Source organism: Streptomyces sp. NPDC051913 (assembly GCF_044593635.1).
GTDB lineage: Bacteria > Actinomycetota > Actinomycetes > Streptomycetales > Streptomycetaceae > Streptomyces.
Genome location: NZ_JBIUCI010000008.1, coordinates 183,921 through 209,007 on the forward strand (window position 1 = coordinate 183,921; position 25,087 = coordinate 209,007).

19 protein-coding genes and 3 pseudogenes are annotated in these 25,087 nt (G+C 71.0%); 7 read left to right on the plus strand and 15 right to left on the minus strand.

All coding sequences use genetic code 11. From position 1 onward, the window contains the following. Positions 1 to 187 precede the first annotated feature (187 nt). The 4 genes and pseudogenes from ACIHIX_RS25065 to ACIHIX_RS25080 all read right to left on the minus strand — a co-directional run bounded on the left by ACIHIX_RS25065 (position 188) and on the right by ACIHIX_RS25080 (position 2,400). Positions 188 to 472, minus strand: coding sequence for an SHOCT domain-containing protein (locus ACIHIX_RS25065; RefSeq protein ID WP_399959738.1), 285 nt, complete (start codon positions 470 to 472; stop codon positions 188 to 190). A 45-nt stretch (positions 473 to 517) separates the two neighbouring features. After that, positions 518 to 1,039, minus strand: coding sequence for a universal stress protein (locus ACIHIX_RS25070; protein WP_399960203.1), 522 nt, complete (start codon positions 1,037 to 1,039; stop codon positions 518 to 520). After that, a pseudogene (locus ACIHIX_RS25075) lies at positions 1,016 to 1,417 on the minus strand (universal stress protein); the annotation flags it as partial. The pseudogene ACIHIX_RS25075 and the gene ACIHIX_RS25070, both read right to left, overlap by 24 nt. A gap of 80 nt (positions 1,418 to 1,497) precedes the next feature. Further along, positions 1,498 to 2,400 (minus strand): universal stress protein, encoded by a 903-nt coding sequence (locus tag ACIHIX_RS25080; protein WP_399959739.1) that lies wholly within the window; start codon positions 2,398 to 2,400, stop codon positions 1,498 to 1,500. A gap of 125 nt (positions 2,401 to 2,525) precedes the next feature. On the opposite strand from ACIHIX_RS25080, the pseudogene ACIHIX_RS25085 reads away from it, so the two are divergent. After that, positions 2,526 to 2,811: pseudogene (locus tag ACIHIX_RS25085) on the plus strand (glycoside hydrolase family 65 protein); the annotation flags it as partial. A gap of 170 nt (positions 2,812 to 2,981) precedes the next feature. On the opposite strand, the gene ACIHIX_RS25090 reads toward ACIHIX_RS25085, so the two are convergent. Then, positions 2,982 to 4,709, minus strand: a complete 1,728-nt coding sequence (locus ACIHIX_RS25090) for a GAF domain-containing protein (protein WP_399959741.1) — start codon at positions 4,707 to 4,709, stop codon at positions 2,982 to 2,984. 252 nt (positions 4,710 to 4,961) lie between these two features. On the opposite strand from ACIHIX_RS25090, the gene ppdK reads away from it, so the two are divergent. Further along, positions 4,962 to 7,643, plus strand: coding sequence for a pyruvate, phosphate dikinase (ppdK, locus tag ACIHIX_RS25095; protein ID WP_399960205.1), 2,682 nt, complete (start codon positions 4,962 to 4,964; stop codon positions 7,641 to 7,643). A gap of 228 nt (positions 7,644 to 7,871) precedes the next feature. On the opposite strand, the gene narI is transcribed toward ppdK, so the two are convergent. The 4 genes from narI to ACIHIX_RS25115 are packed head-to-tail and all read right to left on the minus strand — an operon-like array spanning position 7,872 to position 14,593. Next, positions 7,872 to 8,597, minus strand: coding sequence for a respiratory nitrate reductase subunit gamma (gene narI, locus ACIHIX_RS25100; RefSeq protein ID WP_399959743.1), 726 nt, complete (start codon positions 8,595 to 8,597; stop codon positions 7,872 to 7,874). Beyond that, a complete protein-coding gene (gene narJ, locus ACIHIX_RS25105) occupies positions 8,594 to 9,376 on the minus strand; it encodes a nitrate reductase molybdenum cofactor assembly chaperone (protein WP_399959745.1) in 783 nt (260 codons plus the stop codon). The genes narI and narJ overlap by 4 nt, the downstream gene beginning before the upstream one ends. Continuing rightward, positions 9,373 to 10,893, minus strand: coding sequence for a nitrate reductase subunit beta (narH, locus tag ACIHIX_RS25110; RefSeq protein ID WP_399959747.1), 1,521 nt, complete (start codon positions 10,891 to 10,893; stop codon positions 9,373 to 9,375). Before narH ends, narJ begins: the two co-directional genes overlap by 4 nt. 1 nt (position 10,894) lies before the next feature. Further along, positions 10,895 to 14,593: a nitrate reductase subunit alpha gene (locus tag ACIHIX_RS25115; protein ID WP_399959749.1), complete on the minus strand. Its 3,699-nt coding sequence runs from the start codon at positions 14,591 to 14,593 to the stop codon at positions 10,895 to 10,897. Positions 14,594 to 14,874: 281 nt separating this feature from the next. Here ACIHIX_RS25115 and ACIHIX_RS25120 point away from each other — a divergent pair, with 281 nt between their 5' ends. Continuing rightward, complete coding sequence (locus ACIHIX_RS25120) at positions 14,875 to 16,119, plus strand: nitrate/nitrite transporter (RefSeq protein WP_399959751.1); 1,245 nt, start codon at positions 14,875 to 14,877, stop codon at positions 16,117 to 16,119. A 95-nt stretch (positions 16,120 to 16,214) separates the two neighbouring features. On the opposite strand, the pseudogene ACIHIX_RS25125 reads toward ACIHIX_RS25120, so the two are convergent. The 3 genes and pseudogenes from ACIHIX_RS25125 to ACIHIX_RS25135 form a co-directional block, all read right to left on the minus strand. Beyond that, a pseudogene (locus ACIHIX_RS25125) lies at positions 16,215 to 16,361 on the minus strand (pyridoxamine 5'-phosphate oxidase family protein); the annotation flags it as partial. A gap of 46 nt (positions 16,362 to 16,407) precedes the next feature. Then, the gene (locus tag ACIHIX_RS25130) at positions 16,408 to 17,088 is read right to left on the minus strand and encodes a helix-turn-helix domain-containing protein (RefSeq protein ID WP_399959753.1); all 681 of its coding nucleotides are present in this window, start codon (positions 17,086 to 17,088) and stop codon (positions 16,408 to 16,410) included. Between the two features lie 19 nt (positions 17,089 to 17,107). Beyond that, positions 17,108 to 18,178, minus strand: a complete 1,071-nt coding sequence (locus ACIHIX_RS25135; protein WP_399959755.1) for a zinc-dependent alcohol dehydrogenase family protein — start codon at positions 18,176 to 18,178, stop codon at positions 17,108 to 17,110. A 424-nt stretch (positions 18,179 to 18,602) separates the two neighbouring features. Between ACIHIX_RS25135 and ACIHIX_RS25140 the strand changes: the two genes are divergently transcribed. Together ACIHIX_RS25140 and ACIHIX_RS25145 are read left to right on the plus strand one after the other, a co-directional pair. Next, positions 18,603 to 19,184 carry a hypothetical protein gene (locus ACIHIX_RS25140; protein WP_399959757.1) on the plus strand — a complete coding sequence of 194 codons (582 nt, stop codon included), beginning with the start codon at positions 18,603 to 18,605 and terminating at the stop codon, positions 19,182 to 19,184. A gap of 37 nt (positions 19,185 to 19,221) precedes the next feature. Beyond that, positions 19,222 to 19,869, plus strand: a complete 648-nt coding sequence (locus ACIHIX_RS25145) for a universal stress protein (protein WP_399959759.1) — start codon at positions 19,222 to 19,224, stop codon at positions 19,867 to 19,869. Between the two features lie 149 nt (positions 19,870 to 20,018). On the opposite strand, the gene pflA is transcribed toward ACIHIX_RS25145, so the two are convergent. Genes pflA through ACIHIX_RS25160 form a run of 3 tightly spaced genes read right to left on the minus strand, consistent with a single transcriptional unit; the run spans position 20,019 to position 23,243 of the window. Further along, positions 20,019 to 20,759 carry a pyruvate formate-lyase-activating protein gene (gene pflA, locus ACIHIX_RS25150; protein ID WP_399959761.1) on the minus strand — a complete coding sequence of 247 codons (741 nt, stop codon included), beginning with the start codon at positions 20,757 to 20,759 and terminating at the stop codon, positions 20,019 to 20,021. Next, positions 20,756 to 23,017, minus strand: coding sequence for a formate C-acetyltransferase (gene pflB, locus ACIHIX_RS25155; protein WP_399959763.1), 2,262 nt, complete (start codon positions 23,015 to 23,017; stop codon positions 20,756 to 20,758). Before pflB ends, pflA begins: the two co-directional genes overlap by 4 nt. Positions 23,018 to 23,051: 34 nt before the next feature. After that, positions 23,052 to 23,243 carry a hypothetical protein gene (locus ACIHIX_RS25160; RefSeq protein ID WP_399959765.1) on the minus strand — a complete coding sequence of 64 codons (192 nt, stop codon included), beginning with the start codon at positions 23,241 to 23,243 and terminating at the stop codon, positions 23,052 to 23,054. Between the two features lie 193 nt (positions 23,244 to 23,436). On the opposite strand from ACIHIX_RS25160, the gene ACIHIX_RS25165 reads away from it, so the two are divergent. Then, positions 23,437 to 23,901 (plus strand): Crp/Fnr family transcriptional regulator, encoded by a 465-nt coding sequence (locus tag ACIHIX_RS25165; RefSeq protein ID WP_399959767.1) that lies wholly within the window; start codon positions 23,437 to 23,439, stop codon positions 23,899 to 23,901. A 16-nt stretch (positions 23,902 to 23,917) separates the two neighbouring features. Then, positions 23,918 to 24,604: a CBS domain-containing protein gene (locus ACIHIX_RS25170; RefSeq protein WP_399959768.1), complete on the plus strand. Its 687-nt coding sequence runs from the start codon at positions 23,918 to 23,920 to the stop codon at positions 24,602 to 24,604. Positions 24,605 to 25,087: the final 483 nt, after the last annotated feature.

Sequence of the window (25,087 nt, forward strand, 5' to 3'; positions counted from 1 at the left end):
ACGCTGAACGTGGGCCAGCGCGCCGTTCACCACACCGCGCCTCCGCTCTGGTCTCTCGGCGGTACGTCGGCGGTACATGGGCTGACGGCCACACGAGGGCGTGAGCGAGCCGGAGCCCTGCGCCGAGCCGGTCGGCTTCCCGCGCTGCGGTTCCGCAGCGCGGCATCCGGCCCTGTGGTAGGCCTCGTCAGGGCAGGTGCTCGCCCCAGGCGGAGGCGCTCTCGCGCAGAACGGCCAGTCGGCGTCGGTACTCGTCGTCGTCGATCTCCCCGAGGGCGTATCGCTGAGCCAGCGCCTGTTCGGGGGCCGGCGGAGTGTCACCCGTGTGCGGTCGGGCGGGGACATGGTCCAGGGCGCGGTAGAGCAGGACGCCGACGATGACCATGAGGGCCAGGACGAGAAGCGTGCCGAACGACATCGTGGCCCAGCCCCAGCCGTTCATGTCATGCGAGTTCCAGTACACCTGGACCACCCACTTTCTTGATCATCGGTCGCCGACCGCAGCAGCGGTCCGCGGTCATCGAGCGTGCGGTACCAGCGCGATCGGCCGGTTCACGTGGTGGATCAGGGCGTGGGCCACGGGGCCGGTGTGCGAGCCGAGCGCGGCACGGCGCCTGCCGTGGCCTACGACCAGGAGGCCGGCCCCGCTCGCCGCCCGTACGAGGACGTGTGCGGCACGGCCCTCGTGCAGATTCTCCCGGACGTTCACGTCGGGGTATTTCGCACGCCAGGGTTCGAGCAGCGCCGCGAGCTCGCGCTCCGCCTCCGCCCTGATCAGCGCGCGATCCTCGACTCCCGGGACGGGCCGGGTGAGCGGCACGTGCCAAGCGTGCACGGCGCGCAGCGGAGCGTGGCGGAGTTCCGCGGCGCGGAAGGCGAAGTCCAGGACCTCGTCGCAGGGTTCGTCAATGTCCACGGCCACCGCGACATCACGGTAGGGGGTGCGAGCCGATGCCTTCTCGGAGCCGTCCGGCAGATGTTCGTCCGCCGCCGTCTCACCGGCACGGACGAGAACGACCGGCCGCTCGACGTGGGCCACGGTGGCCATGGCGACCGACCCCGACATGAACCCGCCCACGCCGCCGAACCCCTGACTTCCGATGACCAGCAACTCGGCGTTCTCCGCCTCGGCGAGCAGCGCCGGACCGGGCTAAATGCGCACTTGTTCAGCGGCGACGTACAGCTGTGGGTACCGCTCGTTCAGCCGCTCGACAGCGGCGCGCAGCACCCGGCGAGCGTGATACTGCGGCCCCCTCAGCTCGGGCAGCTCCGCGTCGCCGTCGTCCCGCGGCAGACCCTCCCAGGCGTGCATCAGACGTAGCGGCAGTCCGCGGCGCAGGGCTTCCCTGGCCGCCCAGTCGGCTGCGGCACTGCTCTCGCGCGAACCGTCAAGGCCGGCCACCACGGTCCTCTGCATGACCGTCACCTCCCTTGCCTCCCCCAGCTGTTGCTGCCGTTCCGGGGCATTTTGCGCGGTACGGGCCCCTCCTCGGGGATTCAGAAATGGGGCACGACGGCCACCGGGCAGCCGACGTGATGGATCGCGGCATGGGTGACGGGTCCGGTGCGCGGGCCGACCGGCCGCTCGGCGAGGCGGTGGCCGACGACGAGGAGGCTCGCTCCGGTCGCGGCCCGGACGAGCGTGGTCGAGGGCTTTTCCTCCACCACGGTCTCCAGGACCTCCACGTCGGGGTACTTGTCGCGCCACGGCTGGAGCACGGCCTTGAGGAAGCCCAGCCATTCGTCGGACCGCCAGGGGTGGTCGACCAGGCCGATGTCGCCCGCGCCCAGAGAGATCGGATTGGCCGCCTGCCAGGCATGCACGGCCCGCAGCCGGGCGTGCCGGAGCCGGGCCGACTCGAAGGCGAACTCGATGACCTCGTCGCAGGCGTCGTCGAGGGCGACGGCAAGGACGACGTCCCGGTAGCCGGTGTCCGTCGCTGCGCTTCCGTCGGCTGCCGGGACGTGTTCGTCCGCCGACGTCTCGCCCGCCCGGACGAGCACGACGGGGCGTGTGGTCTTCGCCACCACGCCGAGCGCGACCGAACCCACGAGGAATCCGGTGAAGCCGCTCAGCCCACGCGAACCCAGAACCATCAGCTCGGCCTGCTCGGCGGCCTTCAGCAGGGCCGCGGTCGCCGGGCCCTCCATCTGCTCGTCGGTGAAGCGGACGTCCGGGCAGACGGCACGGACCCGTTCCTCCGCCTGTCGCAGGAAGCGCCGGGCCAGATGCCGCTGGGCGGCGGTCGCGATCTCGCCATCCTCCTGGCGGGGGTGCCAGTTCCAGACGTGCACCAGACGCAGCGACCGCTCTCGCCGTACGGCCTCGTGCGCGGCCCACTCCGCGGCGGCCAGGCTCTCGGCGGATCCGTCGACTCCGGCGACAACGGAGAGCACCATGACGACACCTCCCTGAGCTCGGTCCCTTTCCCAGTTCCAGCGTCTCGCCGGGTTCCGCCCGCGGGCAGGGGCTACCGGGCCCTCCACCAGGACCGACCGGCACCTGTTTCAGTCCCTCAGGACACCGCACCATCGACCATCACCTGCGCCGCACCAGCCACCACTCCACCCCCAGCGGTCTCGTACAGGGCTGGGTCCTGGCCCGGGCACGGCATGCGGAGGCCTGGACGTAGGCCGGCAGGCACTGAGCGGCGAGATCGCCGACCTGCCGGGCGGCACCACAGGCGAAGGCATGGGTGCCATGCCCGACACACTCGACCTCGTCCAGCGCCAGCTGACCTGCCTGTAGACCCCGTGCGGGCGCGCTGTGACTGAACCCCGGTGCCGCTGCCCGAGCTGATGTCGTACGGCGCGATCTCCTCGTAACCGCCTTCCGCCGGGCTGCCCTGTCGAACGGCCGGGGCCTCCGGTCCCAAGCCTGGCTTGTGCGCGGTGCCGACGTTCCGGCAGGTTGCCACCCTTTCCCAGGAGGCGACGACCACCGTCTGGTCGTCCGCTCCCGTACCGGGCGGGGCGGGTCCCTATTCCGCCGGTACCGGCACCCACCACAGCAGAGTGGTGCCGCCGTCGGGAGGGCCACTCAACTCCAGCTCCCCGCCCAGCTGTTGAGCCCGCTCCGCCATGTTGCGCAATCCGCTGCGACGGCCGTCGGGGGCGATGCCGGCGCCGTTGTCGGTGACGGTGAGACACACCCGCCGGGAATCGGCGGCAAGGGCGACGTCGGTGCGGTCGGCGTGGGCGTGGCGGGCGATGTTGGTGAGGGCTTCGGAGAGCACGGCAACCACATGGTCGGCCGTCTCGCCCGGCACTTGGGTGTCCACCAGTCCCTCCATCCGCACACTGGGCGCGAAGCCCAGCACCGGCGCGGCCTCGCCCACCACGCGCACGACACGCGCCCGCAACCCGGACCCACCCGCGCCCTCGCGCGACCGGAGCTCGAAGATCGTCGACCTGATGATCTTGATGGTCTCGTCGAGGTCGTCCACCGCCCGCACGACCCGCTCGGAGGCCTCCGGGTGCTCGATGAACCGGCCCGCGCTCTGCAGGGTCATGCCGGTCGCGAACAGCCGCTGGATCGCCAGGTCGTGCAGGTCGCGGGCGATGCGGTCGCGGTCCTTGAGCACCGCCACCTCCTCCGCGTCCTGACGGCGCTCGGCCAGCTCCATCGCCACGGCGGCCTGTGCCGCGAAGCCCTGCAAGGTCTCCGTCTCCGTCGCGGTGAAGGCGAGCCGGCCGGATTCCCGCGCAAGCAGGAGCACGCCTCGCACACCCCCCTCGCCCGTGCCGATGGGAACGGCGACGGCGGGGCCGAGGCCCTCGAAGCGGGGTGGTTCCGGGGAGATCCGTGCGTCGTGCAGGACGTCCGTGCTGACGGCCGGGGCGGCGCTGGAGAAGGCCAGCCCCATCAGGGTCGTCTCCAGTGGCAGGACGAGACCCCGGTGCGCGTCGGCGTCCAGCCCTACGGCGATCTCCACCACGAGCGAGCCGACGCCCCCCACCGGTAGAGCGACCGCGGCCAGCGCCGACGCGGTGATCTCGGCGGCTCGCTCGGCGATCAGGCCGAGCACCTCGGTGCGACCGCCGCCGGACATCAGGGTGTGGGTGATCTCCGCGTTCGCCCGGAGCCAGCGTTCCCGCAGCCGGGTGTCCTCGTAGAGGCGGGCGTTGTCGATGGCGACCCCGGCCGCCACGGCCAGGGTGGACAGGACCGCCTCGTCCTCGTCGTCGAACCGCGCACCACCACGTTTCTGGGTGAGGTACAGGTTGCCGAAGACCTGGTCACGTACCCGGATGGGGACGCCGAGGAAGGTGTTCATGGGCGGGTGGCCCGGTGGAAAACCGTACGAGGAAGGGTGCTCGGAGATCTTGGTGAGCCGCAGCGGCTCGGGGTGGTGGATCAGTTCGCCGAGGATGCCGTGCCCCTCCGGATAGGGCCCGATCCGGGCGATCTGCTCCTCGGTGACCCCGACCGTGTGGAAGGCGGACAGCCGCGCGCCGTCGGGGTCGATCACGCCGAGGGCGGCGTACTCGGCGTCGACGAGCACCGCGGCGGCCTCGACGATGCTGCGCAGGGCCTGCTCAAGGTCCAGCTCCCGGCCGACGGAGAGCACGGCCTCCAGCAGGCTGTGCACCCGGTCCCGGGTGCCGCGGGCCGCGTCCAGCCGGGCCTGCAGCTCCGCCAGCAGCTCGTCCAGCCTCAGCTGCGGCAGCCGTACACGGGCTTCCCAGTGCTCCTCCGGGCTTCCCACCTGCGCCTCCTCGGATTCTGTGGGCGGGCGGGCACCGACCTCTCCGGCTACTGGCCACGCTACCGGCCGAGGGCGCGCGGCGGTACAGGACCGGATCCGCGGACACGGGTCGGCAGAAGAGACACCGGGGCCGTTCGGCCCCGCAGGGGGGACGGACAGCACCTGCCGGGCCCGGCCGGCCCTGTCCGACGCTGGAAGCGCGTCATGACCGAGGAGCCGAACCGAGCACGCCGAGCCGAGGAGCGCAGCGTCATGGTCCGTTATGTGTACGACTTCCATGAGGGCCGCCGGGACATGGCGGACGTGCTGGGCGGCAAGGGCGCGAACCTCGCCGAGATGACCCGCCTCGGCCTGCCGGTCCCGCCGGGCTTCACCGTCTCCACCAATGCCTGCCGGGCCTTCCTCTCCACGGGCGCGGAGCCGGACGGCATGACGGCGGAGGTCTCCCACCACCTGTCGGCCGTGGAGGCCGCGGCCGGCCGGCGGCTGGGACAGCGGGACGACCCGCTGCTGGTGTCCGTTCGCTCCGGGGCGCGGTTCTCCATGCCCGGGATGATGGAGACGGTCCTCGACATCGGCCTCAACGACGACTCCGTCCTGGGGCTGGCCAAGGCCTCCGGCAGCGAGCGGTTCGCCTGGGACTCGTACCGCAGGCTCATCCAGATGTTCGGCAGCACGGTCATGGGGGTCGACGCGTCGCTGTTCGAGCGGGTCATGACGCGGCTCAAGAGTCTGCGTGACGCCCCCGACGATCTGCGCCTGGACGCGGGCGACCTCGCCGAGCTGGTGGAGGCGTACAAGGAGCTGATCCGCGACGAGACGGGGGACGAGTTCCCGCAGTCGCCCGCCGAGCAGCTGCGCCGGGCGGTCCTGGCCGTCTTCCGGTCCTGGAACGGCGAACGCGCCCGCATCTACCGCCGACGTGAGCACATCCCCGACGACCTCGGCACCGCCGTGACCGTGCAGCGCATGGTCTTCGGCAATCTGGGCCCCGACTCCGGCAGCGGCGTGGCCTTCACGCGCGACCCGGCCACCGGCCGCAGCGGCCTGTACGGCGACTACCTGCCCAACGCGCAGGGTGAGGACGTCGTCGCCGGCATCCGCAACACCGTGCCGCTGACCGAGCTGGAGCGGCTGGATCCTGCTTCGTACGAGCAGCTGCGCGACCACATGCGGACCCTGGAGCGGCACTACCGCGACCTGTGCGACATCGAGTTCACCATCGAACGCGGGACACTGTGGATGCTCCAGACCCGGGTCGGCAAGCGCACCTCCGAAGCCGCGTTCGCCATCGCCGCCGAGCTGGCCGACGAGGGGCTCGTCACCCGGGGAGAGGCTCTGGCCCGGGTCGACGGCGACGGGATGGCCCGGCTGATGTTCCCGGCGTTCGACGCGTCCGCCACCGGAGAGGCGCTCGCGCACGGCATCCCCGCGTCCCCGGGTGCCGCGGTCGGCGCGGCGGTCTTCGACTCCGCCGAGGCGGTACGGCGTGCGGCGGCCGGCGAGAAGGTGGTGCTGGTGCGCCAGGAGACCACGCCCGACGACCTGCCGGGCATGATCGCCGCGCAGGCCGTGGTGACCAGCCGCGGCGGCAAGACGAGCCACGCGGCCGTGGTGGCCCGGGGCATGGGCAAGGTCTGCGTGTGCGGTGCCGAGGAACTGACGGTGCAGGACCGGCGTTTCACCACGCGCGAGGGCACCGTCGTCGAGGAGGGCCAAGTGCTCTCCGTGGACGGCTCCGCCGGTGGCGTGTACCTGGGGGCGCTCCCCCTGGTCGACTCCGCCGTCATGCGGTTCCTGGAGACCGGCGAGCAGGCGACGGGCGTGGTCAGCGCCGTCGCCCGGGCGCTCGAACACGCCGACTCCGTACGACGGTTGGAGGTGCGGGCCAACGCCGACACCCCCGAGGACGCGCGGCGCGCGCGCCGGTTCGGGGCGCAGGGTATCGGGCTGTGCCGCACCGAGCACATGTTCCTCGGCGAGCGCCGCAAGCTGGTCGAGGAGATGATCCTGGCCCGCGACGACGCCCACCGTGAACGGGCGCTGGCGGCTCTCCTGCCGCTCCAGCGACAGGACTTCACCGACATCCTGGAGGCGATGGACGGCCTGCCGGTCACCATCCGCCTGCTGGACCCGCCGCTGCACGAATTCCTGCCCGACCGCACCGGACTCGCCGTACGCATCGCCGCCGCCGAGGCACACGGCGAGCAACCGGACCCGCACGAGCGGGAGTTGCTCGACGCCGTGAGCCGCATGCACGAGGAGAACCCGATGCTCGGCCTGCGTGGCGTGCGCCTGGGACTGGTCGTTCCAGGGCTGGTCGCCATGCAAGTGCGGGCCGTCGCCGAGGCCGTCGTCGCCCGTCGGCGGGCCGGAGGATCACCGCGTGCCGAGATCATGGTGCCGCTGGTCGGCGCCGTGGAGGAGCTGCGGATCGAGCGCGCGGAGGTGGAGCGGGTGCTCGCCGAGGTGTCCAGGGAATCAGGCGTCCCGGTCCGGTGTCCCGTCGGCACGATGATCGAACTTCCCCGCGCCGCGCTCACCGCCGGCCGGATCGCCGAGGAGGCCGAGTTCTTCTCCTTCGGCACGAACGACCTCACCCAGACCACCTGGGGTTTCTCCCGCGACGACGTCGAGGCGGCGTTCTTCTCCGCCTACCTCGACAAGGGCATCTTCCCCGCCTCACCCTTCGAGACGATCGACCGCGACGGGGTGGGCCGACTGGTCCGCCTCGCGGTCGACGAGGGCCGTACCACCCGCCCCGACCTCCAGATCGGCGTCTGCGGCGAACACGGCGGCGACCCCGACTCCGTCCACTTCTTCCACACGGCCGGACTGGACTACGTGTCCTGCTCGCCGTTCCGGGTACCTGTGGCCCGCCTGGAGGCGGGGCGGGCGGCTCTGCCCCAAACGGAGGGCAGCGACAGCCGGTGAGGCAACCGCGGTGGGCCGGGGCCGTCCGGGCTCGCATCCGGGCCCATCGGCCCTGGCCATCTGCGGGTCGCCCGGGCGATGCTGAAGGCAGGAGCGGCACCGATCCCCCGCGGTGCCGCTCCGCTCGTGTCCCCACCTGTACCGCGCCTTGAGCTACGCACCTCTTCGAAAGCCCGTCATGGACCACGACGAGCGCCCTGCTCACCTCGCACACCCAGCGTGGGTGTCTCATACGGCGCGACGCGGACGCGCTTCCAGGGCCGGCGTCGTGGCGCGCCGCCGGTAGACCAGGTAGGGCCGGACGAGGTAGCCGACCGGAACGCTCCACACATGTACCAGGCGGGTGAACGGCCAGGCGGCGAACAGGAGAGAGGCGGTCAGGGCGTGCAGTTGGAAGAGCAAGGGTGCGCCGCCGATCGCCTCCGGCTGCGGCTGGAGGGTGAGGACTCCGCGGAACCAGACGGAGACAGTCTCGCGGTAGTCGTAGCCGCCGCCGAACACGTTGTGGGTGGCGGTGGCGCTGATGCCGAGCAGGACGGTGGCGGACAACAGCGGGAACAGCAGTTTGTCGCTGCGGTCGGTGGTCAGTCTGATCCGCCGGGTCAGGAGCCGTCGGGCGCACAGCATGCCGAGCCCCGTGAGCATGGCGACGCCGGCCACCGAACCCGCCCACACGGCCGTCGTGTGATAGGTGTGCTCGCTGATACCCGCGTCCTCGGTCCATGAGGCGGGCACGGCGAGCCCCACGACATGACCGGCGATGACCATGAAGGTACCCAGGTGGAACAGCGGGCTGCCCCAGCGCAGCCACCGGTGTTCCAGGAGCTGGCTGGTGTGGGTGGTCCAGCCGAACTGGTCGTGCCGGTAGCGCCAGACGTGGCCGACGGCGAACACGGCGAGGCAGACGTACGGGAAGGCGACCCACAGCAACAGGTCTGCGGTGGAGGTGTTCATCGGTGGCCTTCCGGGGGTGCGGGCGGGGTGAGTGTCGGCGGCGCCTGCTCGGGCGGGACGAATGCTCCCGGCGGGGCGAACTCTCCCTCGCCGTACGTCCCGTACGGGTCCAGGCCCACGTCCTCGTCGGGCGGTCCCTCGGCGGCGAGCTGTGCGACGGCCGCCAGGTCGGCGTCGGTGGGCGGCGGCAGCAGGGTACGCAGGGCGGCGAGGAGGTGCCGGTAGGGCGAGTCGGCGTCCGTCAGGGCCTGGTGGATGAGCTCCAGTCCGCGCCGGTGTTGGCGCAGGGGTGCCTCGCCTCGGCCGGGTCCGGCGAGCGCGGCGAACTCCAGGACGACCGGGAGGTGGTCGGGCAGTTCGCCGCCGTCGATGTCCCAGCCGGCGGCCCGGTAGCGGTTGTTGAGGGTGAGCAGGGCCATACCGCGGCGGCGGGTGTCGCCGTGCAGGTAGTAGGTGAGGTAGAGGCTGCTCTTGCGGCGCAGGTCGAACATCTCGACGTAGTGCCGCTCCAGCGCCTCGGGCTCCTCGCTCCTGAACCAGTCCATGAAGAGGGCGAGTTCGGAGGTGGCCGGGGACGGCGGCAGGGCGGCCACCGCGGCTGCCAACCGGGGGCTGTCGTCCGTCAGTTCGTGGTCCGGGTACTGAAGGAGCAGCGAGAGCAGCCGCAGCAGCAGGGCGCGGCGCTCGAGATCGTCGGGGGTCGGCACGGTACGGCGGCGGGTGGCCGCGCGGATGCGGGTGCGCACGATCGCCGGGATGGTGGCGGGCAGGGGGGTCATGCTCGGCCTCCGTCGGATGCACGGCGCAGGGTGGGGATGCCGAGCAGGACCCGGCGTTCGGACGGTTCGGCGGACTCCACCGGACAGCGGCTCTCCATCGCGGTGAGCGCGGTGGCGTCCTCCTTGTGGGCGGCCGGGACGACATAGCGGTCGGCGTACTTGGCGACGGCGAGGAGCCGGTGCAGGTCCTCGGCCTCTCGGGCGGTCAGGCCGACGGCCGTCAGCGCCGTCTCGTCGGCCTCCTCGCCGAGGGTGCGGGAGCGCATGTGGGAGCGGAGCGCGGTGAGTTTCATCAGCACGCCGGCCACCACATCGGTGTCGCCGGCGGTGAACAGCTCGGCCAGGTACTCCAGCGGGATACGCAGCCGGGTGACCGCGGCGAAGACGTGGTCGGGGTCGTCCTGATCGCCGCCCGCGCCGGTGACGGCGTCCAGCACCGGGGAGAGCGGTGGCACGTACCAGACCATGGGCAGGGTGCGGTACTCCGGGTGCAGGGGCAGGGCCACCTCGTAGCGGCAGACCAGGTCGTACACCGGGGAGCGGCGGGCCGCGTCCAGCCAGTCCTCGGGGATGCCCGACTCCCGTGCGGCGGCCCGCACTTCGGGGTCGTTCGGGTCGAGGAAGACCCCGCGCTGGGCGTCCAGCAGGTCCTGCTCGTCCGGGGTGGCCGCGGCCTCGCCGACGCGGTCGGCGTCGTAGAGGAGCAGGCCGAGGTAGCGCAGGCGGCCGACGCAGGTCTCGGAGCAGACGGTGGGCTGGCCGGCCTCGACGCGAGGGAAGCAGAAGGTGCACTTCTCGGCCTTGCCGGTGGCGTGGTTGACGTAGACCTTCTTGTACGGGCACGCCGTGACGCACATCCGCCAGCCGCGGCAGCGGTGCTGGTCGACCAGGACGATGCCGTCCTCGACGCGCTTGTACATCGCGCCGGACGGACAGGCCGACACACAGGCCGGGTTGAGGCAGTGCTCGCAGAGGCGGGGCAGGTGGAAGAGGAAGGTCTGCTCGAACTCGAACTTCACCTTCTCGGCCCATTCGCCGGTCAGGTTGGGGTCGCCGCCCGCGTTCTCGGGGGCGCCGCCGAGGCCGTCCTCCCAGTTGGCACCCCAGGTGATGGCGGTGGGCCTGCCGGTCAGGACCGAGCGGGGGCGGGCGACGGGGATGTCCTGGCCGGCCGGGGCGCTGACGAGGTTGTCGTAGTCGTAGGTGACCGGCTCGTAGTAGTCCTCGATGGCGGGCAGGTCCGGGTTGGAGAAGATCGACAGCAGGCGTTTGACGCGGCCGCCGGAGCGCAGGACCAGACGGCCCCGCCGGTCGAGCATCCAGCCGCCCTTCCACTGTTCCTGGTCCTCGTAGCGGCGGGGGTAGCCGACGCCGGGCTTCGTCTCGACGTTGTTGAACCAGGCGTACTCGACGCCGGTGCGGTTGGTCCACGTCTGCTTGCAGGTGACCGAGCAGGTGTGGCAGCCGATGCACTTGTCGAGGTTCATCACCATGGCGATCTGGGCCATCACGCGCATCTCAGTACTCCACTTCCTGCGAGCGGCGGCGGATGACGGTGACCTCGTCGCGCTGGTTTCCGGTGGGGCCGTAGTAGTTGAAGGCGTAGGTGAACTGCGCGTAGCCGCCCGCGAGATGGGTGGGTTTGAGCAGCAGCCGGGTCAGGGAGTTGTGGATGCCGCCCCGCTTGCCGCTGATCTCGGTCTTCGGGACGTTCACCGTGCGGTCCTTGGCGTGGTACATGTACACCGTGCCCTCGGGCATCCGGTGCGTGACCACGGCGCGGGCTGCTACCACGCCGTTGCGGTTGTACGCCTCGATCCACTCGTTGTCCTTGACGCCGATCTTCTCGGCGTCCGCGGTGGACATCCAGATCACCGGGCCGCCGCGGGAGAGCGCGAGCATGTAGGCGTTGTCCTGGTACTCGGAATGAATGGACCACTTGGAGTGCGGGGTGAGGTAGCGGACCGTCACCTCGGCCTGTCCGTCGTGCAGATGCTCGTCCCCGTAGTGGCGGCCGGCATCCAACGGCGGCCGGTAGACGGGTAGTTGCTCGCCGAGTTCGGCGATCCAGTCGTGGCTGACGAAGAAGTGCTGACGGCCGGTGAGGGTGTGCCAGGGCTTCTTGTGCTCGGTGTTGATGACGAACGGGGAGTAGCGGCGGCCGCCGGTCTCGCTGCCGGACCATTCGTACGAGGTCATCACCGCGCGGGGCTGGGTGCGCGTGTCGGCGAAGGTGATCCGCTCGGCCTCGCGCTCGGCGGCGAGTTCCACGAGCCCCTCGCTGCCGGTCTGTTCCTCCAGCTCACGGAAGCCCTGGGTGGCGAGCCGTCCGTTGGTGGTGCCGGACAGGGCGAGGATCGCCTCGCACATATGGGTGGCGGTGGCGAGCGAGGGGCGTCCGGCGGCGATCCCGTCCCTGATGGTGCCGTTGCGGTGCCTCAGCTCGTCGATCTCCCGGTCGGGGTGGACGGTGACGCCCTTGGTGGTCGTGCCGAGGGTGTCGAGGAGTGGGCCGACGGCGCGGATCTTCTCGGCGACGGCCGCGTAGTCGCGCTCGACGGTGACCAGCCTCGGCATCGTGCGTCCGGGTATCGGCTCGCACTCCCCCGCCTTCCAGTCCCGCACTGCGCCGGGCTGGGCGAGTTCGTCGGGGGTGTCGTGCAGCAGCGGCACGGCAAGGACATCGGTGCGGCTGCCCAGGTGCTCGACGGCCAGTTCGCTGAAGCGGTCGGCGAGCCCGAGGAAGGTGTCGTAGTCGGTGCGGGCCTGCCAGGGCGGGGCGATGGCCGGGGTGAAGGCGTGCACGAAGGGGTGCATGTCGGTGCTGGACAGGTCGTCCTTCTCGTACCAGGTCGCGGCCGGCAGGACCACGTCGGCGAGCAGGCCGGTGGAGGTCATCCGGAAGTCCATGGCGACCAGGAGGTCGAGCTTGCCCTCGGGTGCCTCCTCGCGCCAGACGACGTCCTCGGGGCGGGCGCCGGGAGGCGCTTCCTGGCTGCGCACCGCGCTGTCGGTGCCGAGCAGATGGCGCAGGAAGTACTCGTTGCCCTTGCCGGAGGAGCCGAGCAGGTTGGCCCGCCACACGGTGAGCACCCGCGGGAAGTTGGCCGGGTCGTCGGGGTCCTCGACCGCGAACCTGAGCCGTCCGGCCTTGAGTTCGCCGATGATGTGCTCGGCGACCGGGCGGCCTTCGGCGGCCGCCTCGTCGGTCAGGTCGAGCGGGTTGCGGTTGAAACCGGGATGGCCGGGGGTCCAGCCGAGCCGTACGGCCTGCGCGAGGGTGTCCGCGAACGCCTTGCCCTTGAAGCGGCCTTCACCTAGCGGGGACGCCAACTCCTCGGGCCCGAAGGCCTCGTAGCGCCACTGGTCGGTGTTGAGGTACCAGTACGAGGTGCCCGCCATGTGCCGTGTGGGCCGCTGCCAGTCGAAGGCGAAGGCCAGGTGCTGGAGGCCGGTGATGGGGCGGATCTTCTCCTGGCCGACGTAGTGGGCCCAGCCGCCGCCGTTGACGCCCTGGCATCCGGTCATCGTCGTCAGGGCGAGGAAGGCGCGGTAGATGGTGTCGGAGTGGAACCAGTGGTTGGTTCCGGCGCCCATCGCGATCATCGAGCGGCCCTGGGTGCGCTCGGCGTTACGGGCGAACTCGCGGGCGATTCGGGCGGCCTGTTCGGCGGGGACGGAGGTGATCGTCTCCTGCCAGGCCGGGGTGTAGGGCTGGGTGACGTCCTCGTAGGAGGTGGGCCAGTGGCCCGGCAGGCCGGGACGGTGGACGCCGTACTGCGCGAGCATCAGGTCGAAGACAGTGGTGACCAGACGGCCGCCGATCGTGCGGACCGGGACGCCCCGGAGCATGGTCGAGCCGCCCTCGGTGGTGCCCTCGTCGAAGCGGGGCAGGGCAATCGGGACGGTGTCCTCGGCCGACTCCAGCAGGCTCAATTCGGGTTCTACTGCGCCTAGTTCAAGGTTCCAACGGCCTCGCTCGGCTTCCCCCCACCGGAAGCCGAGCGAGCCGCCCGGGACCACCGGTTCCCCGGTGGCCCGGTCCAGGAGGACGGTCTTGTGCTCCGCGTGCTCCTCGTCGTCGCGGCCGAGATCGGCCGCGGTGAGAAACCCGTCGGGGACCAGGCCGTGTTCACCGTGCTCGCGCAGGGCCACCAGGAACGGCGCGTCTGTGTACGTCCTCAAGTACTGCTGGAAATAGGGCACTTCGCGGTCGACCAGGAACTCGCGCAGGATCACGTGCCCCATCGCCATGGCGAGCGCCCCGTCGGTGCCGGGGTGCGGGGCGAGCCATTCGTCGGCGTGCTTGACGTTGTCGGCGTAGTCGGGGCTGACGGCTACGACCTTGGTGCCGTTGTAGCGGGTCTCGGTGAGGAAGTGCGCGTCGGGCGTACGGGTGACGGGGATGTTGGAGCCCCACATGATCAGGTAGCCGGCGTTCCACCAGTCGGCGGCCTCGGGGACGTCGGTCTGGTCGCCGAAGACCTGCGGGGAGGCGATGGGGAGGTCGGCGTACCAGTCGTAGAAGGAGAGCAGTGTGCCGCCGATCAGCGACAGGAAACGGGCGCCTGCGGCGAAGGAGGCCATGGACATCGCCGGGATCGGGGAGAAACCGGCGACCCGGTCGGGGCCGTACGCCTTGATGGTGTGCACGTGGGCGGCGGCGACCAGCTCGTTCACCTCGTCCCAACTCGCCCGCACCAGGCCGCCCTTGCCGCGGGCCTTCTTGTAGGCGCGGGCCTTGGCGGGGTCGGAGGTGATCTCCGCCCAGGCGGCTACCGGGTCGCCGAGGCGGCTGCGGGCCTCGCGCCACAGCTTCAGCAGCGCGCCCCGTACATAGGGGTAGCGGACGCGGCTGGGCGAGTAGGTGTACCAGGAGAAGGACGCGCCGCGGGGGCAGCCGCGCGGCTCGTACTCGGGGCAGTCGGTGCCGATGGACGGGTAGTCGGTGGCCTGGTGCTCCCAGGTGATGATGCCGTCCTTGACGTACACCATCCACGAACAGGAGCCGGTGCAGTTCACGCCGTGGGTGGAGCGCACCACCTTGTCGTGTGCCCACCGGTCCCGGTAGAAGCCCTCCCAGGCCGGGTCGCCGGTGCCGAAGACGGCCCGGCCGTCCGCCGACACCTCACGGCGGGTCAGCAGGCGGCGCGCGGCCAGTGGCCAGGCCTCGGCGCCGCGCGGCCGGCTCTGTCGTGCGTTGTGCTCACTCTCCATGGCCGCAAACGCTAGGCACGCCCCGGCACAGCCGCCGTGGGCCGAACGGCCCTGGCCGATGCCCGGTCGGTCCTTTCCCGGGACCGGGGTCGCTGCCGGACTCGGTGTGATCCGACCGGCCCCGCGAGCAGGGGCCGTCAGGCCCCGCAATGGGGACCGACGACCCCAGCTCCCCCGGACAGCCCCCGGCCGATAGTGGCCGCCGGGCCACCAGCACACGCCGTGCGACTGGGGATTCGAGGCCCAACACGTCAACGCACCAGTAGAAAGGACCCGGTGGCATGCTCCAGCCGTCGAGGAATCACCACGAGACACCGTCGACCGGCGTGTCCGTCTCCAGCCGGGCGTGGACGATGCTGGTACTCGCCACGCTCGGCTTCGCCGTCAACTTCTGGGCCTGGGCCTTGCTCAGCCCACTCGGCCCGCGCTTCAAGGACACCCTGGACCTCACCTCCTTCCAGCAGTCGCTGCTGGTGGCGGTGCCCGTCGTGGTCGGCTCCCTGGGCCGCGTCCCGGTCGGCGCGCTGACCGACCGCTTCGGTGGGCGGGTGATGTTCCCGGTGGTGTCGGCCGCCACCGTCGTCCCGGTCCTGTATCTCGGTCTGGCCGGGCACGGCTCCCTGCCGGCTCTGCTGGCCGGGGGATTCTTCCTCGGCATCGGCGGCACCGCGTTCGCGGTCGGTGTGCCGTTCGTCAGCGCCTGGTTCCCACCCGAGCGGCGCGGTCTGGCGATCGGGATCTTCGGCGCCGGCATGGGCGGCACCGCGATCAGTGCGCTCACGACGGTGAAGCTGGTCGACGCGCACGGCATGGCGAACCCGTTCCTCATCACGGCCGGTGTGCTCGTGGTCTACGCCGTCGTGGCCGCGCTGATCCTGCGGGACGCGCCGGGCCGTACCGTACCGACCGAGCCGCTGGCCCGACGACTGGGCGCGACCTTGAAGCTCGGCATCACCTGGCAGGCGTCCGCTCTGTACGCGGTCTGCTTCGGCGGTTATGTGGCCTTCTCCGTCTATCTGCCGACGTACCTCAAGACCGGCTACGGCCTCACCCAGGCCGACGCGGCCGACCGCATGGCCGGATTCGTGCTGTTGGCGGTGGCGATGCGCCCGGTGGGCGGTTGGCTGTCTGACCGCATCGGCCCGGTGAAGGTCGTCGGCGGCTCACTGGCCGTACTGTTCACCGGGGCGTTCGTGCAGGCCTTCACCCCGGCCCTGGCGCCGGTCGGCACGCTCGCGTTCCTGTCGATGGGTGCGGCTCTCGGCGCGGGCAGCGGCGCCGTGTTCGCCCTGGTGGCCCTGCTGGCCCCCACCGACAAGGTCGGCTCGGTCACCGGCGTCGTCGGTGCCGCGGGCGGCCTGGGTGGATTCGTTCCGCCCCTGCTGATGGGCTCGCTGTACGGCGCCTACGGCTCGTACGCCATCGGCCTCCTCCTGCTGTCCGCCGTCGCGGCCGGGGCGCTCACCTTCGCGGGGACCGGTGTTCGCCACGCGGTCGCCCGACGCCGGCCTGCGACGCAGCACTGAGTAGACCTCTCCGGTCTTCCTGACCCTGCTTCACCTCAGGATTCGCCCGGCGCACATCCGGCGCCGGGCGGACTGCTGTGCGGTGACGCGGCACGTCAGGACCTGAGCTTCAGGCCGTAGACCGTACGACCGCCCACGAGTTCGCGACCGGTCACCAACTCGGGCTCGATGCGGAAGAAGACCTCCTCCGGTCAGGACACCCAGGAGCGCGGCCCGGTCCGCAACAGCCGTTCATGGTCGGCCTGTGCCTCGACCACCCTGGCCGGTCCGGTCTGTGCGGGAACGGCGTCACGCGGTTATCCGACGCCCTGTGACGGTGTGCGGCTCGACGCACACCCAAACGTCGCGGTGACCGCCGGCCCAGGGCGCGCTGTACGCCCGTTGGTCGAGCCAGCGGGTCTCGTCACGGTCCGTGACCGTTCGTGCGGGCCCGCGCACGAGCACGCTCCATCCTCTGCTGAAGGCCTCGTCGATGCGGTCGACCTCGAAGGCCACTCGGTGATCGGACGCCAGCGACGGAGTCGCACCGGAGGCTGTCCGGAAGACGATCACACTGTGGACGACGGTGTAGTTGACCGGCACGATGACGGGCCCCGAGACAGTCGACACAGCTATCCGTCCCACTCCGTGAGTGCCGAGCAGGGCCATGCACTCGCACAAGCCCAGTTCGGTGAACCGGGGTCTGGGAGCGGCCTGTTGAGGACCGGGGGGCAGGTCGTCGACTCCGCCGGTGAGTTCGGACACCGTGGTCTCCAGGGCCGTGGCCAGGCTGAGCATCGTGCTCCTGTTCGGTGCGGCGCCGGGATGCTCCTCCAGGTGCTTCAGGTAGGTGGACGTCATGCCCGCCCGGGCGGCCGTCTCCTGCCGGGTGAGGCCGAGGTGTGCACGCCGGGCGGCGAGTCGGCGGCCCAGATCGCCCAGCGGCCGCTCCGTCGTCCCGGCGGTGTCGGCTCCCGTCCGTTCGGGCATGGTCGTCACGTCCTTCCCTTCAGCGCTCGCGCACGGCGACGGTCTCGTGCTGCTCTCCTCCGAGCACGACCTTGAGGGCGCCGGTGTCGGCGGCGCGGGCAAAGACGTCGTACGCCTCCTCCATGCGGTCGAGCGGGAAGGTGTGGGTCACCAGCTGCGCGGTGGGCAGCCGTCCGGCTGCGGCCATCCGCAGCAGGGTGGGGGTGGAGTAGGTGTCGACCAGGCCGGTGGTGATGGTGACGTTCTTGATCCACAGATCCTCGAGATGCAGGGTCGCCGGTGCGCCATGCACGCCGACGTTGGCGACGTGCCCGCCCGGCCGGACCATGCGCGTGCACAGCTCGAAGCTCTCCGGGACGCCCACGGCCTCGATCACGACATCCGCGCCAAGCCCGTCGGTCAGGTCGGCGATCAGCTGTTCGGGAGTCTCCCCGGCGTCGGCCACCGCGTCGGCGCCGAGCTTGCGAGCGGCCTCCAGCCGGGCAGCGGCCAGGTCGACGGCGACGATCCGCTCGGGGCTGAACAGCCGAGCCGTGGCGATCGCGGCCAGACCGATGGGACCGGCTCCGACCACAACGACGGTGTCTCCGGGCTGCACCCGCCCGTTCAGCACCCCCACCTCGTACGAGGTCGGGAAGATGTCGGCCAGCAGGACGGCGTCCTTGCTCTCCATGGCGGCGGGCAGGGAGTGCACGGACAGGTCGGCGTAGGGGACGCGGACGTACTCGGCCTGAGTGCCGTCGATCAGGTGGCCGAGGATCCATCCTCCGCCGTCGCGGCACTGCCCGTATGTGCCCTGCCGGCAGTAGGCGCAGCGGCCGCACGCGCTGATGCACGAGACCAGGACCCGGTCCCCCGGCCGCACGGTGCGGACGTCGCTGCCGGTCTCGACGATCTCGCCGACCGCCTCGTGCCCCAGCACCGTGCCGGGGCGCACCTCGGGGACGTCGCCCTTGAGGATGTGCAGGTCCGTGCCGCAGATGGTGACGGCACCGACGCGCACGATGGCGTCGGTGGGTTCCTTGATGGCCGGGTCCGGGACCTCTTCCCAGGCGGACTGTCCGGCGCCGTGGAACACGAAGGCTTTCATGGCGCTCCTCACTCCACTCGATCGGCTGCGGAGCCCGGTGTCGGCTGCGAGGTCTCGGCGACCAGTACGCGCCTGGTGCCACCCTGCGCCGGATTTGCCCCGCAAGTCCAGCCTGGCCTGCGGGTACGGAGACCGCTTGGGCCGGTCGGGCCACTTCGCGGGTCGGACGGGGACGGCCGCGTGCGGTAGCCGTGCGGATGTCCCTTGGCCCGTCGGGCCCGGCCTCCGGGGACCGTTCGGCCCTTCCACGCCGTCCGCCGTCGCCGAAGACCGACCGCCTCCCTGCCGCCATGGGCTGAACGGCCCCACTTCGGCCGTGGATCCGGTGCCGGGCGGCCCTGCGGTGCACCTGGTCGGCCCGTGCCCGGGCGCACCGGCGACTGCCACCTTCAGGACTGCGAACAACTGGAGGAGGTGCATGTTCATGAGCTGCCGCAAGCGGTCCAGGAAGCATTTTTGGCGCTGGCGGAGCAATCCCCTGCGGCGCCGGGACGACATCGTCGAGGCCTGGGTCGTACTGGCCGTGTGGGCGGTCGTCGCCGTAGGAGGCGCGATCACCGGCCTGGTGACGGCCCACACCGCGGACGACGCGCTCGCCCAGCGGCGTGCCGGGCGGCACCCCGTCCGCGCCGTGCTGCTCGCCGACGTGCCGCATCGCACGCCTGCCGTCCGGTCGTCGAGCGACAAGGCCTTGGCGAAGGTCCGCTGGACGGCACCCGACGGATCCACCCGCACCGACAACGTGCTCGTCGACACCGGTCTCAAGGCCGGAACGCATGTCGTGGCCTGGCAGGACGGGCGCGGCACATGGGTCGCCGCACCGCCGAGCTCCGGCGCGGCCGCCGTCGAGGCGGGCGTCCTGGGTGCCGCCGCCGGGCTCGCTCTCGCGGGCGCCGTCCTCGCCGTGGGAGCCGTCGCACGGTCGCGGCTCGACCGGCGGCGTATCGACACATGGGGACGGGAGTGGGACCTGGTGGGGCCGAAGTGGGGGCACCGGACCAGCTGACGCTGCCTCTGGCGGCTCGATCGAAAGGCGAATCGTGATGGAACAAGACATCGTTGCCCGCACCGACGGCTCGGCGCACGACCGGGCGGTGGTCCAGTGGGCCTCGCAGGAAGCGACAGCACGAGGACTCCCGCTCCGGGTGATCCACGGCCCGCTGACCGTCGTGCCGGACACAGCACAACTGGTCGTGGCCGGCGCACACGCGCAGGATGCCCTCGCCTACTCCGCCTGTCCTGTCGTCCTGATCACCGGGAGGCCCGGCACGCGCCGCTCCACCGAGATCGTGCTCGGCGTCGATGCTCGTGAACCCGCCCAGGGAGCAATCGACTTCGCCTTCGTCACCGCCCGGCTGCGGGGTGTACTCCTGCACGCCGTGCACGCCTGGCGGCTCCCCTCCTGCGCGGCCGAACTGCCCTTCGGCGTACCGGAGGAGGACCGCGGCGGCTGGGAGGACGACGAGGTGCAGCTGCTGTCCGACGTACTGCGGCCGTGGCGGGAGAAGTACCCCGAGGTGCCCGTGCTGGAGGACGTCCGGCTGCTGACCCCGGCCCGGGCGCTGGTCCAGCGGTCGGCGAGCGCGGGCCTGCTGGTCGTGGGCCGTGAGCCCGGGGCGGACGAACCCGGGCCGGTCACGCGCGTGCTCCTGCGTGAATCCCGGTGCCCGGTCGCCGTGGTGCCGTCCTGAGCGTGCCTCGACGCACGGCCCTGGTGACGGATCAAGCAGGACCTCCAGGACGACCTCCAGGCATACGGCCTCGCAGACTCCGTGGGTACGGAGCTGATCTTCCCGACCCTGCCGACCGCCGTCGCCGCGTACCGGAAGTGGTGCCGCGGTCAGTAGGCCGCCAGACCGTGCGCCCTGAACCGCTCCCGGACCCGCTCGACGAGTCCGGGATCGGGAACGGGGGTGTCGCGCAGCGGGAACGGGAGCCCGAGCGCCTCGTACTTCGCGGCACCGAGCTTGTGGAACGGCAGAACGTCCACGCGGTCGACCGACCCGAGCCCCGAGACGAAGCGGGCCAGGCCTTCGACGGACTCCGGGGCGTCCGTCCAGCCGGGCACCAGGACGTAGCGGATCCACATCGGGATGCCGAGCCGGTCGAGGCGGGTGGCGAAGTTCAGGGTGGGGGTGAGTTCGCCACCCGTCAGCCGCCGGTAGGCCGTGACGTCGAAGGACTTGATGTCCAGCAGCACCAGGTCGGTGTCGGTGAGGAGTTCGTCGGTGGCGCGGGTACCGAGGAAGCCGGAGGTGTCGAGGGCGGTGTGCTGTCCGGCTTCCTTGCAGCGGCGCAGCAGCTCGCCGGTGAAGGCGGGCTGGAGCAGCGGTTCGCCGCCCGTTACGGTGACTCCCCCGCCGGCCGTGGTGATGAAGGCGCGGTACTTCTCGATCTTCGCCATCACCTCGTCGACACTCACCTCCTTGCCGTCGCGCATGTGCCAGGTGTCGGGGTTGGCGCAGTACAGGCAGCGCAGCGGGCAGCCGGAGACGAAGAGGGCGAACCGGGTCCCGGGGCCGTCCACGCCGGTGGACAGGTCCCAGGAGTGGATCCGGCCGGTGGTCGCCACCTCGCTCACAGCGATCCGTGGAAGGTACGGCTGATCACGTCGAGCTGCTGCTCCCGCGTCAGCCGGACGAAGTTGACGGCGTAGCCGGACACACGGATGGTGAGGTCCGGGTACTTCTCCGGGTTCTGCATCGCGTCCTCCAGCGTGGCCCGGTCGAGGACGTTGACGTTCATGTGGAAGCCGCCGACGGCCATGTAGGCGTCGAGGATGCCGACCAGGTGCCCGGCGCGCTCGCCCGGGTTGTGGCCCAAACCTTCGGGCGTGATGGTCGTCGTCAGCGAGATGCCGTCGCGGGCCTGCTCGTACGGCAGTTTGGCGACCGACAGCGCCGAGGCCGCGACCCCGTGCCGGTCGCGGCCGTTCATCGGGTTGGCACCGGGCGCGAAGGGGTCTCCGGCGCGGCGGCCGTCAGGTGTGTTGCCGGTGTGCTTGCCGTAGACGACGTTCGAGGTGATCGTCAGCACGGACTGCGTGTGCTCGGCGTCCCGGTAGGCGGGGTGCCTGCGCACCTTCGCCATGAACGACTCCACCAGTCCTACGGCGATGGCGTCGGCCCGGTCGTCGTTATTGCCGTACGCCGGGAAGTCGCCCTCGGTACGGAAGTCGACGGCGAGTCCGGTGGCGTCACGGAACACCTTCACCCGCGCGTACTTCACGGCGGACAGGCTGTCGGCGGCGACCGACAGACCGGCGATACCGCACGCCATGAAGCGGTGTACGGGGTGGTCGTGCAGGGCCATCTCGACGCGCTCGTAGGCGTACTTGTCGTGCATGTAGTGGATGACGTTCAGCGCGTCGACGTACGTCGCGGCCAACCAGTCCAGAACCCCGTCGTACGCCTTGGAAAGCTCCTCGTAATCCAGGTGGTCACCCGTCAGCGGGGGCGTCGGGGGCGCGATCTGCTCGCCCGTCATCTCGTCCCGGCCGCCGTTGACGGCGTAGAGCAGCGCCTTGGCCAGGTTGACCCGCGCGCCGAAGAACTGCATCTGCTTCCCGACCGCCATCGCCGACACACAGCAGGCGATCGCGGTGTCGTCCCCGGTGCACGGGCGCGTCAGTTCGTCGGACTCGTACTGGACGGCACTCGTGTCGATCGAGACCTGAGCGCAGAACTCCTTGAAGCCGGTCGGTAGTCGCGGCGACCACAGCACGGTCAGGTTGGGTTCCGGTGCCTGGCCGAGGTTGTAGAGGGTCTGGAGGAAGCGGAAGGAGGTGCGGGTGACCAGGGTGCGGCCGTCGGCGCCCATGCCGCCGATGGACTCCGTGACCCAGGTGGGGTCGCCGGAGAACAGTGCGTCGTACTCCGGCGTGCGCAGGAACCGTACGATCCGCAGCTTGATCACGAAGTCGTCGATCAGTTCCTGGGCGCGCGTCTCGTCGATGAGGCCGTCCGTCAGGTCGCGCTGGAGGTACACGTCGAGGAAGGTGGACGTGCGTCCCAGGGACATCGCGGCGCCGTTCTGCTCCTTCACGGCGGCGAGATAGCCGAGGTAGAGCCACTGCACGGCCTCGTGGGCGGTGGCGGCGGGCCGGGAGACGTCACAGCCGTAGGAGGCGGCCATCTCGGTCAGTTCGCCCAACGCCCTTATCTGCTCGGCGAGTTCCTCCCGGTCCCGGATGACGTCGCCGGTGGAGGGGCGGGCGTCCAGCAGAGCCCGCTCAGCCCTCTTCGCCTCGACGAGCCGGTCCGTGCCGTACAGCGCAACGCGCCGGTAGTCGCCGATGATCCGGCCGCGGCCGTAGGCGTCGGGCAGTCCGGTGATGATGCCGGCCCTGCGTGCGGCGCGCATCTCGGGTGTGTAGGCGTCGAAGACACCGTCGTTGTGGGTCTTGCGGTAGGTGCCGAAGACCCTCGTCACGAAGGGGTCGGGCTCATAGCCGTACGCATTCAGCCCACTCTGGACCATCCGCAGGCCGCCGTTCGGCATGATCGCACGCTTCAACGGAGCGTCGGTCTGCAGGCCGACGATCAGTTCGCGGTCACGGTCGATGTAGCCGGGGGCGTGCGAGGTGATCGTGGAGGGGGTGGCGGTGTCGACGTCGAGGACTCCCCTGGCACGCTCCTCCGGGAACAGGGAGCTGACCTTCTCCCAGACGGCGCGGGTTCGGTCGGTGGGGCCACCCGTCAGGAAGGCCGCGTCGCCCTCGTACGGTGTGTAGTTGGCCTGGATGAAGTCGCGCACGTCGACGCGTTCGCGCCAGCCGGTCCCGGCGAAGCCTCGCCAGGGCCCGGCTGTCCGGTGGTCGGCTGTCACAGTAGTGGTCATCGCCGTTTACCTCGCTCTCGTGCGGACCGCGGAGTCAGTGGTGGGCCGGGATCTGCGCGGGCCGCTCAGGTGTCCTGTCCTTGCGGTCGGCAGGCGGCCGACGGCGCTGTTGCAGCCGCACGACCAGCGCGTCGAGCGCGGCGCTCATCAGGAAGGTGACTGCCGCGGAGATCACCAGAAGGACCGCGAACAGCCTCCAGAACTCGGGCGTCAGCGACGTACCCACTTCTCTCACCCCTCGGTAGAGCAGGTTGCTTACGTCTTCATCGAACCGCCGCGCCGGGTGCCCGGCAGGGTGCCGGAGGTCTCCTCGTAGGAGCCGGCCGGCCCGCGCCTAGGGGCCGGGTGGCCCATGGCCTGTGCCCGACGGCGGGCACAAGCTGACCTTGGGAGTCCCAGCGTCCGTCGAGAGGCACGCCATGATCACCACCCCCGCACCCAGCATGCTGCGCGCCCTGCCCGCCGAGCACCGGCAGCGGCTGATGCGCTACGCCCGCGAAGTCTCCTTCCCACAGGGGACGCGCCTGTTCGAGGAGGGCGGCAAGGCCGACCGGTTCTGGGTCATCCGCACCGGCACGGTCGAGCTCGACATGCACGTGCCCGGTCGCCGCGCGGCCGTCATCGAGACCCTCCGGGACAACGAGCTCGTGGGCTGGTCCTGGCTGTTCACCCCGCATGTCTGGCACCTGGGTGCCGAGGCGACGACCCCGGTACGGGCGTACGAGTTCGACGCCACCGCCGTCCGGCTGATGTGCCAGGACGACCCGGCCATGGGCAACACCGTCGCCCAGTGGGTCGGTGACGTACTCGCCCACCGCCTCCGCTCCACCCGGACCCGGCTGCTGGACCTGTACGCCCCGTACGGCGCCGGCACCGCCGTCTGAACCGCGAGGAGTGATCATGCACGGCACCCCGCACATCGTCAGCGACGTCATGACCCACACGGTCACCGCCGTCGGTCGTAAGGCCACCTTCAAAGAGATCGTGCAGATGATGCAGGACTGGAAGGTCAGCGCCCTGCCCGTCCTCGAAGGCGAGGGGCGTGTCATCGGTGTCGTCTCCGAGGCCGACCTGCTGCCCAAGGAGGAGTTCCGCGACAGCGACCCGGACCGCTACACCCAGCTGCGCCACCGGTCCGACCTGGCGAAGGCCGACGCGGTCGCCGCGGAGGAGCTGATGACCTCCCCGGCGCTCACCACCCACCCCGACGCGACTCTCGCCCAGGCCGCCCGGACCATGGCGCACTCCAGGGTCAAGCGGCTTCCCGTGGTGAACGAACTGGGCATGCTGGAAGGCATCGTCAGCAGGTCCGACCTGCTCAAGGTCTTCCTGCGCAGCGACGACGAGATCGCCGAGGAAGTCCGTCGCGAAGTCGCTGCCTACCTCTTCCCCGCTCCAGGCTCGACGGTCCTCGTCCAGGTGCACGACGGCGTCGTGAAGCTCGCCGGTCGAGTCCGGGACACGTCGCTGATTCCTGTGGCCGCCCGTCTCATACGGGCCGTCGAGGGTGTGGTGGACGTGGACTTCGAGCTGGAGGAGCGCGGCAATTCGGCCGGCTCACCGGGCGCGGGGGCCGCGCGACTCTGAGGCGGGAATGTCAGGCGCTCGGCGTCGAATGCTCGGTGAGGCGACGGCGCTCCGCCGTCCCTGGTCCTGGTCGAGGGCCGGTCTCCACTCCCGGCTTCGAGTGGCATCGCCACCGTGGTCCGGAGACGGTCACCACCGTGATCGACGGAGTCCTCCAGGTTGCCGACGAGCACCGCCTTTTCGCGCACGCCTTGAGCGGGCGCCTGCTGATCGGGGACCGGGAGTTGCGGGCCGGTGGGACCGGCTGGGCAGAGCCCTTCACCAGTGAGGCGTCAACGACGTCGCAATCCGTAGCTCGCGGCGACAGCTGTGAGCGCCTGGCTTTTCCGGCCGCGGCGATGAGGTCGCCCGACCGAGGGCCGAATCGATCGGTTCGCCGTTGTGTGACGAGGGGTCGACGTGCGTCCTCCGGCGCTCGCCGCCTCACATACGTCGGCGTATGGGCAGCTCCTTATAGTTGCCGCATCAACTACTACGTGAAGA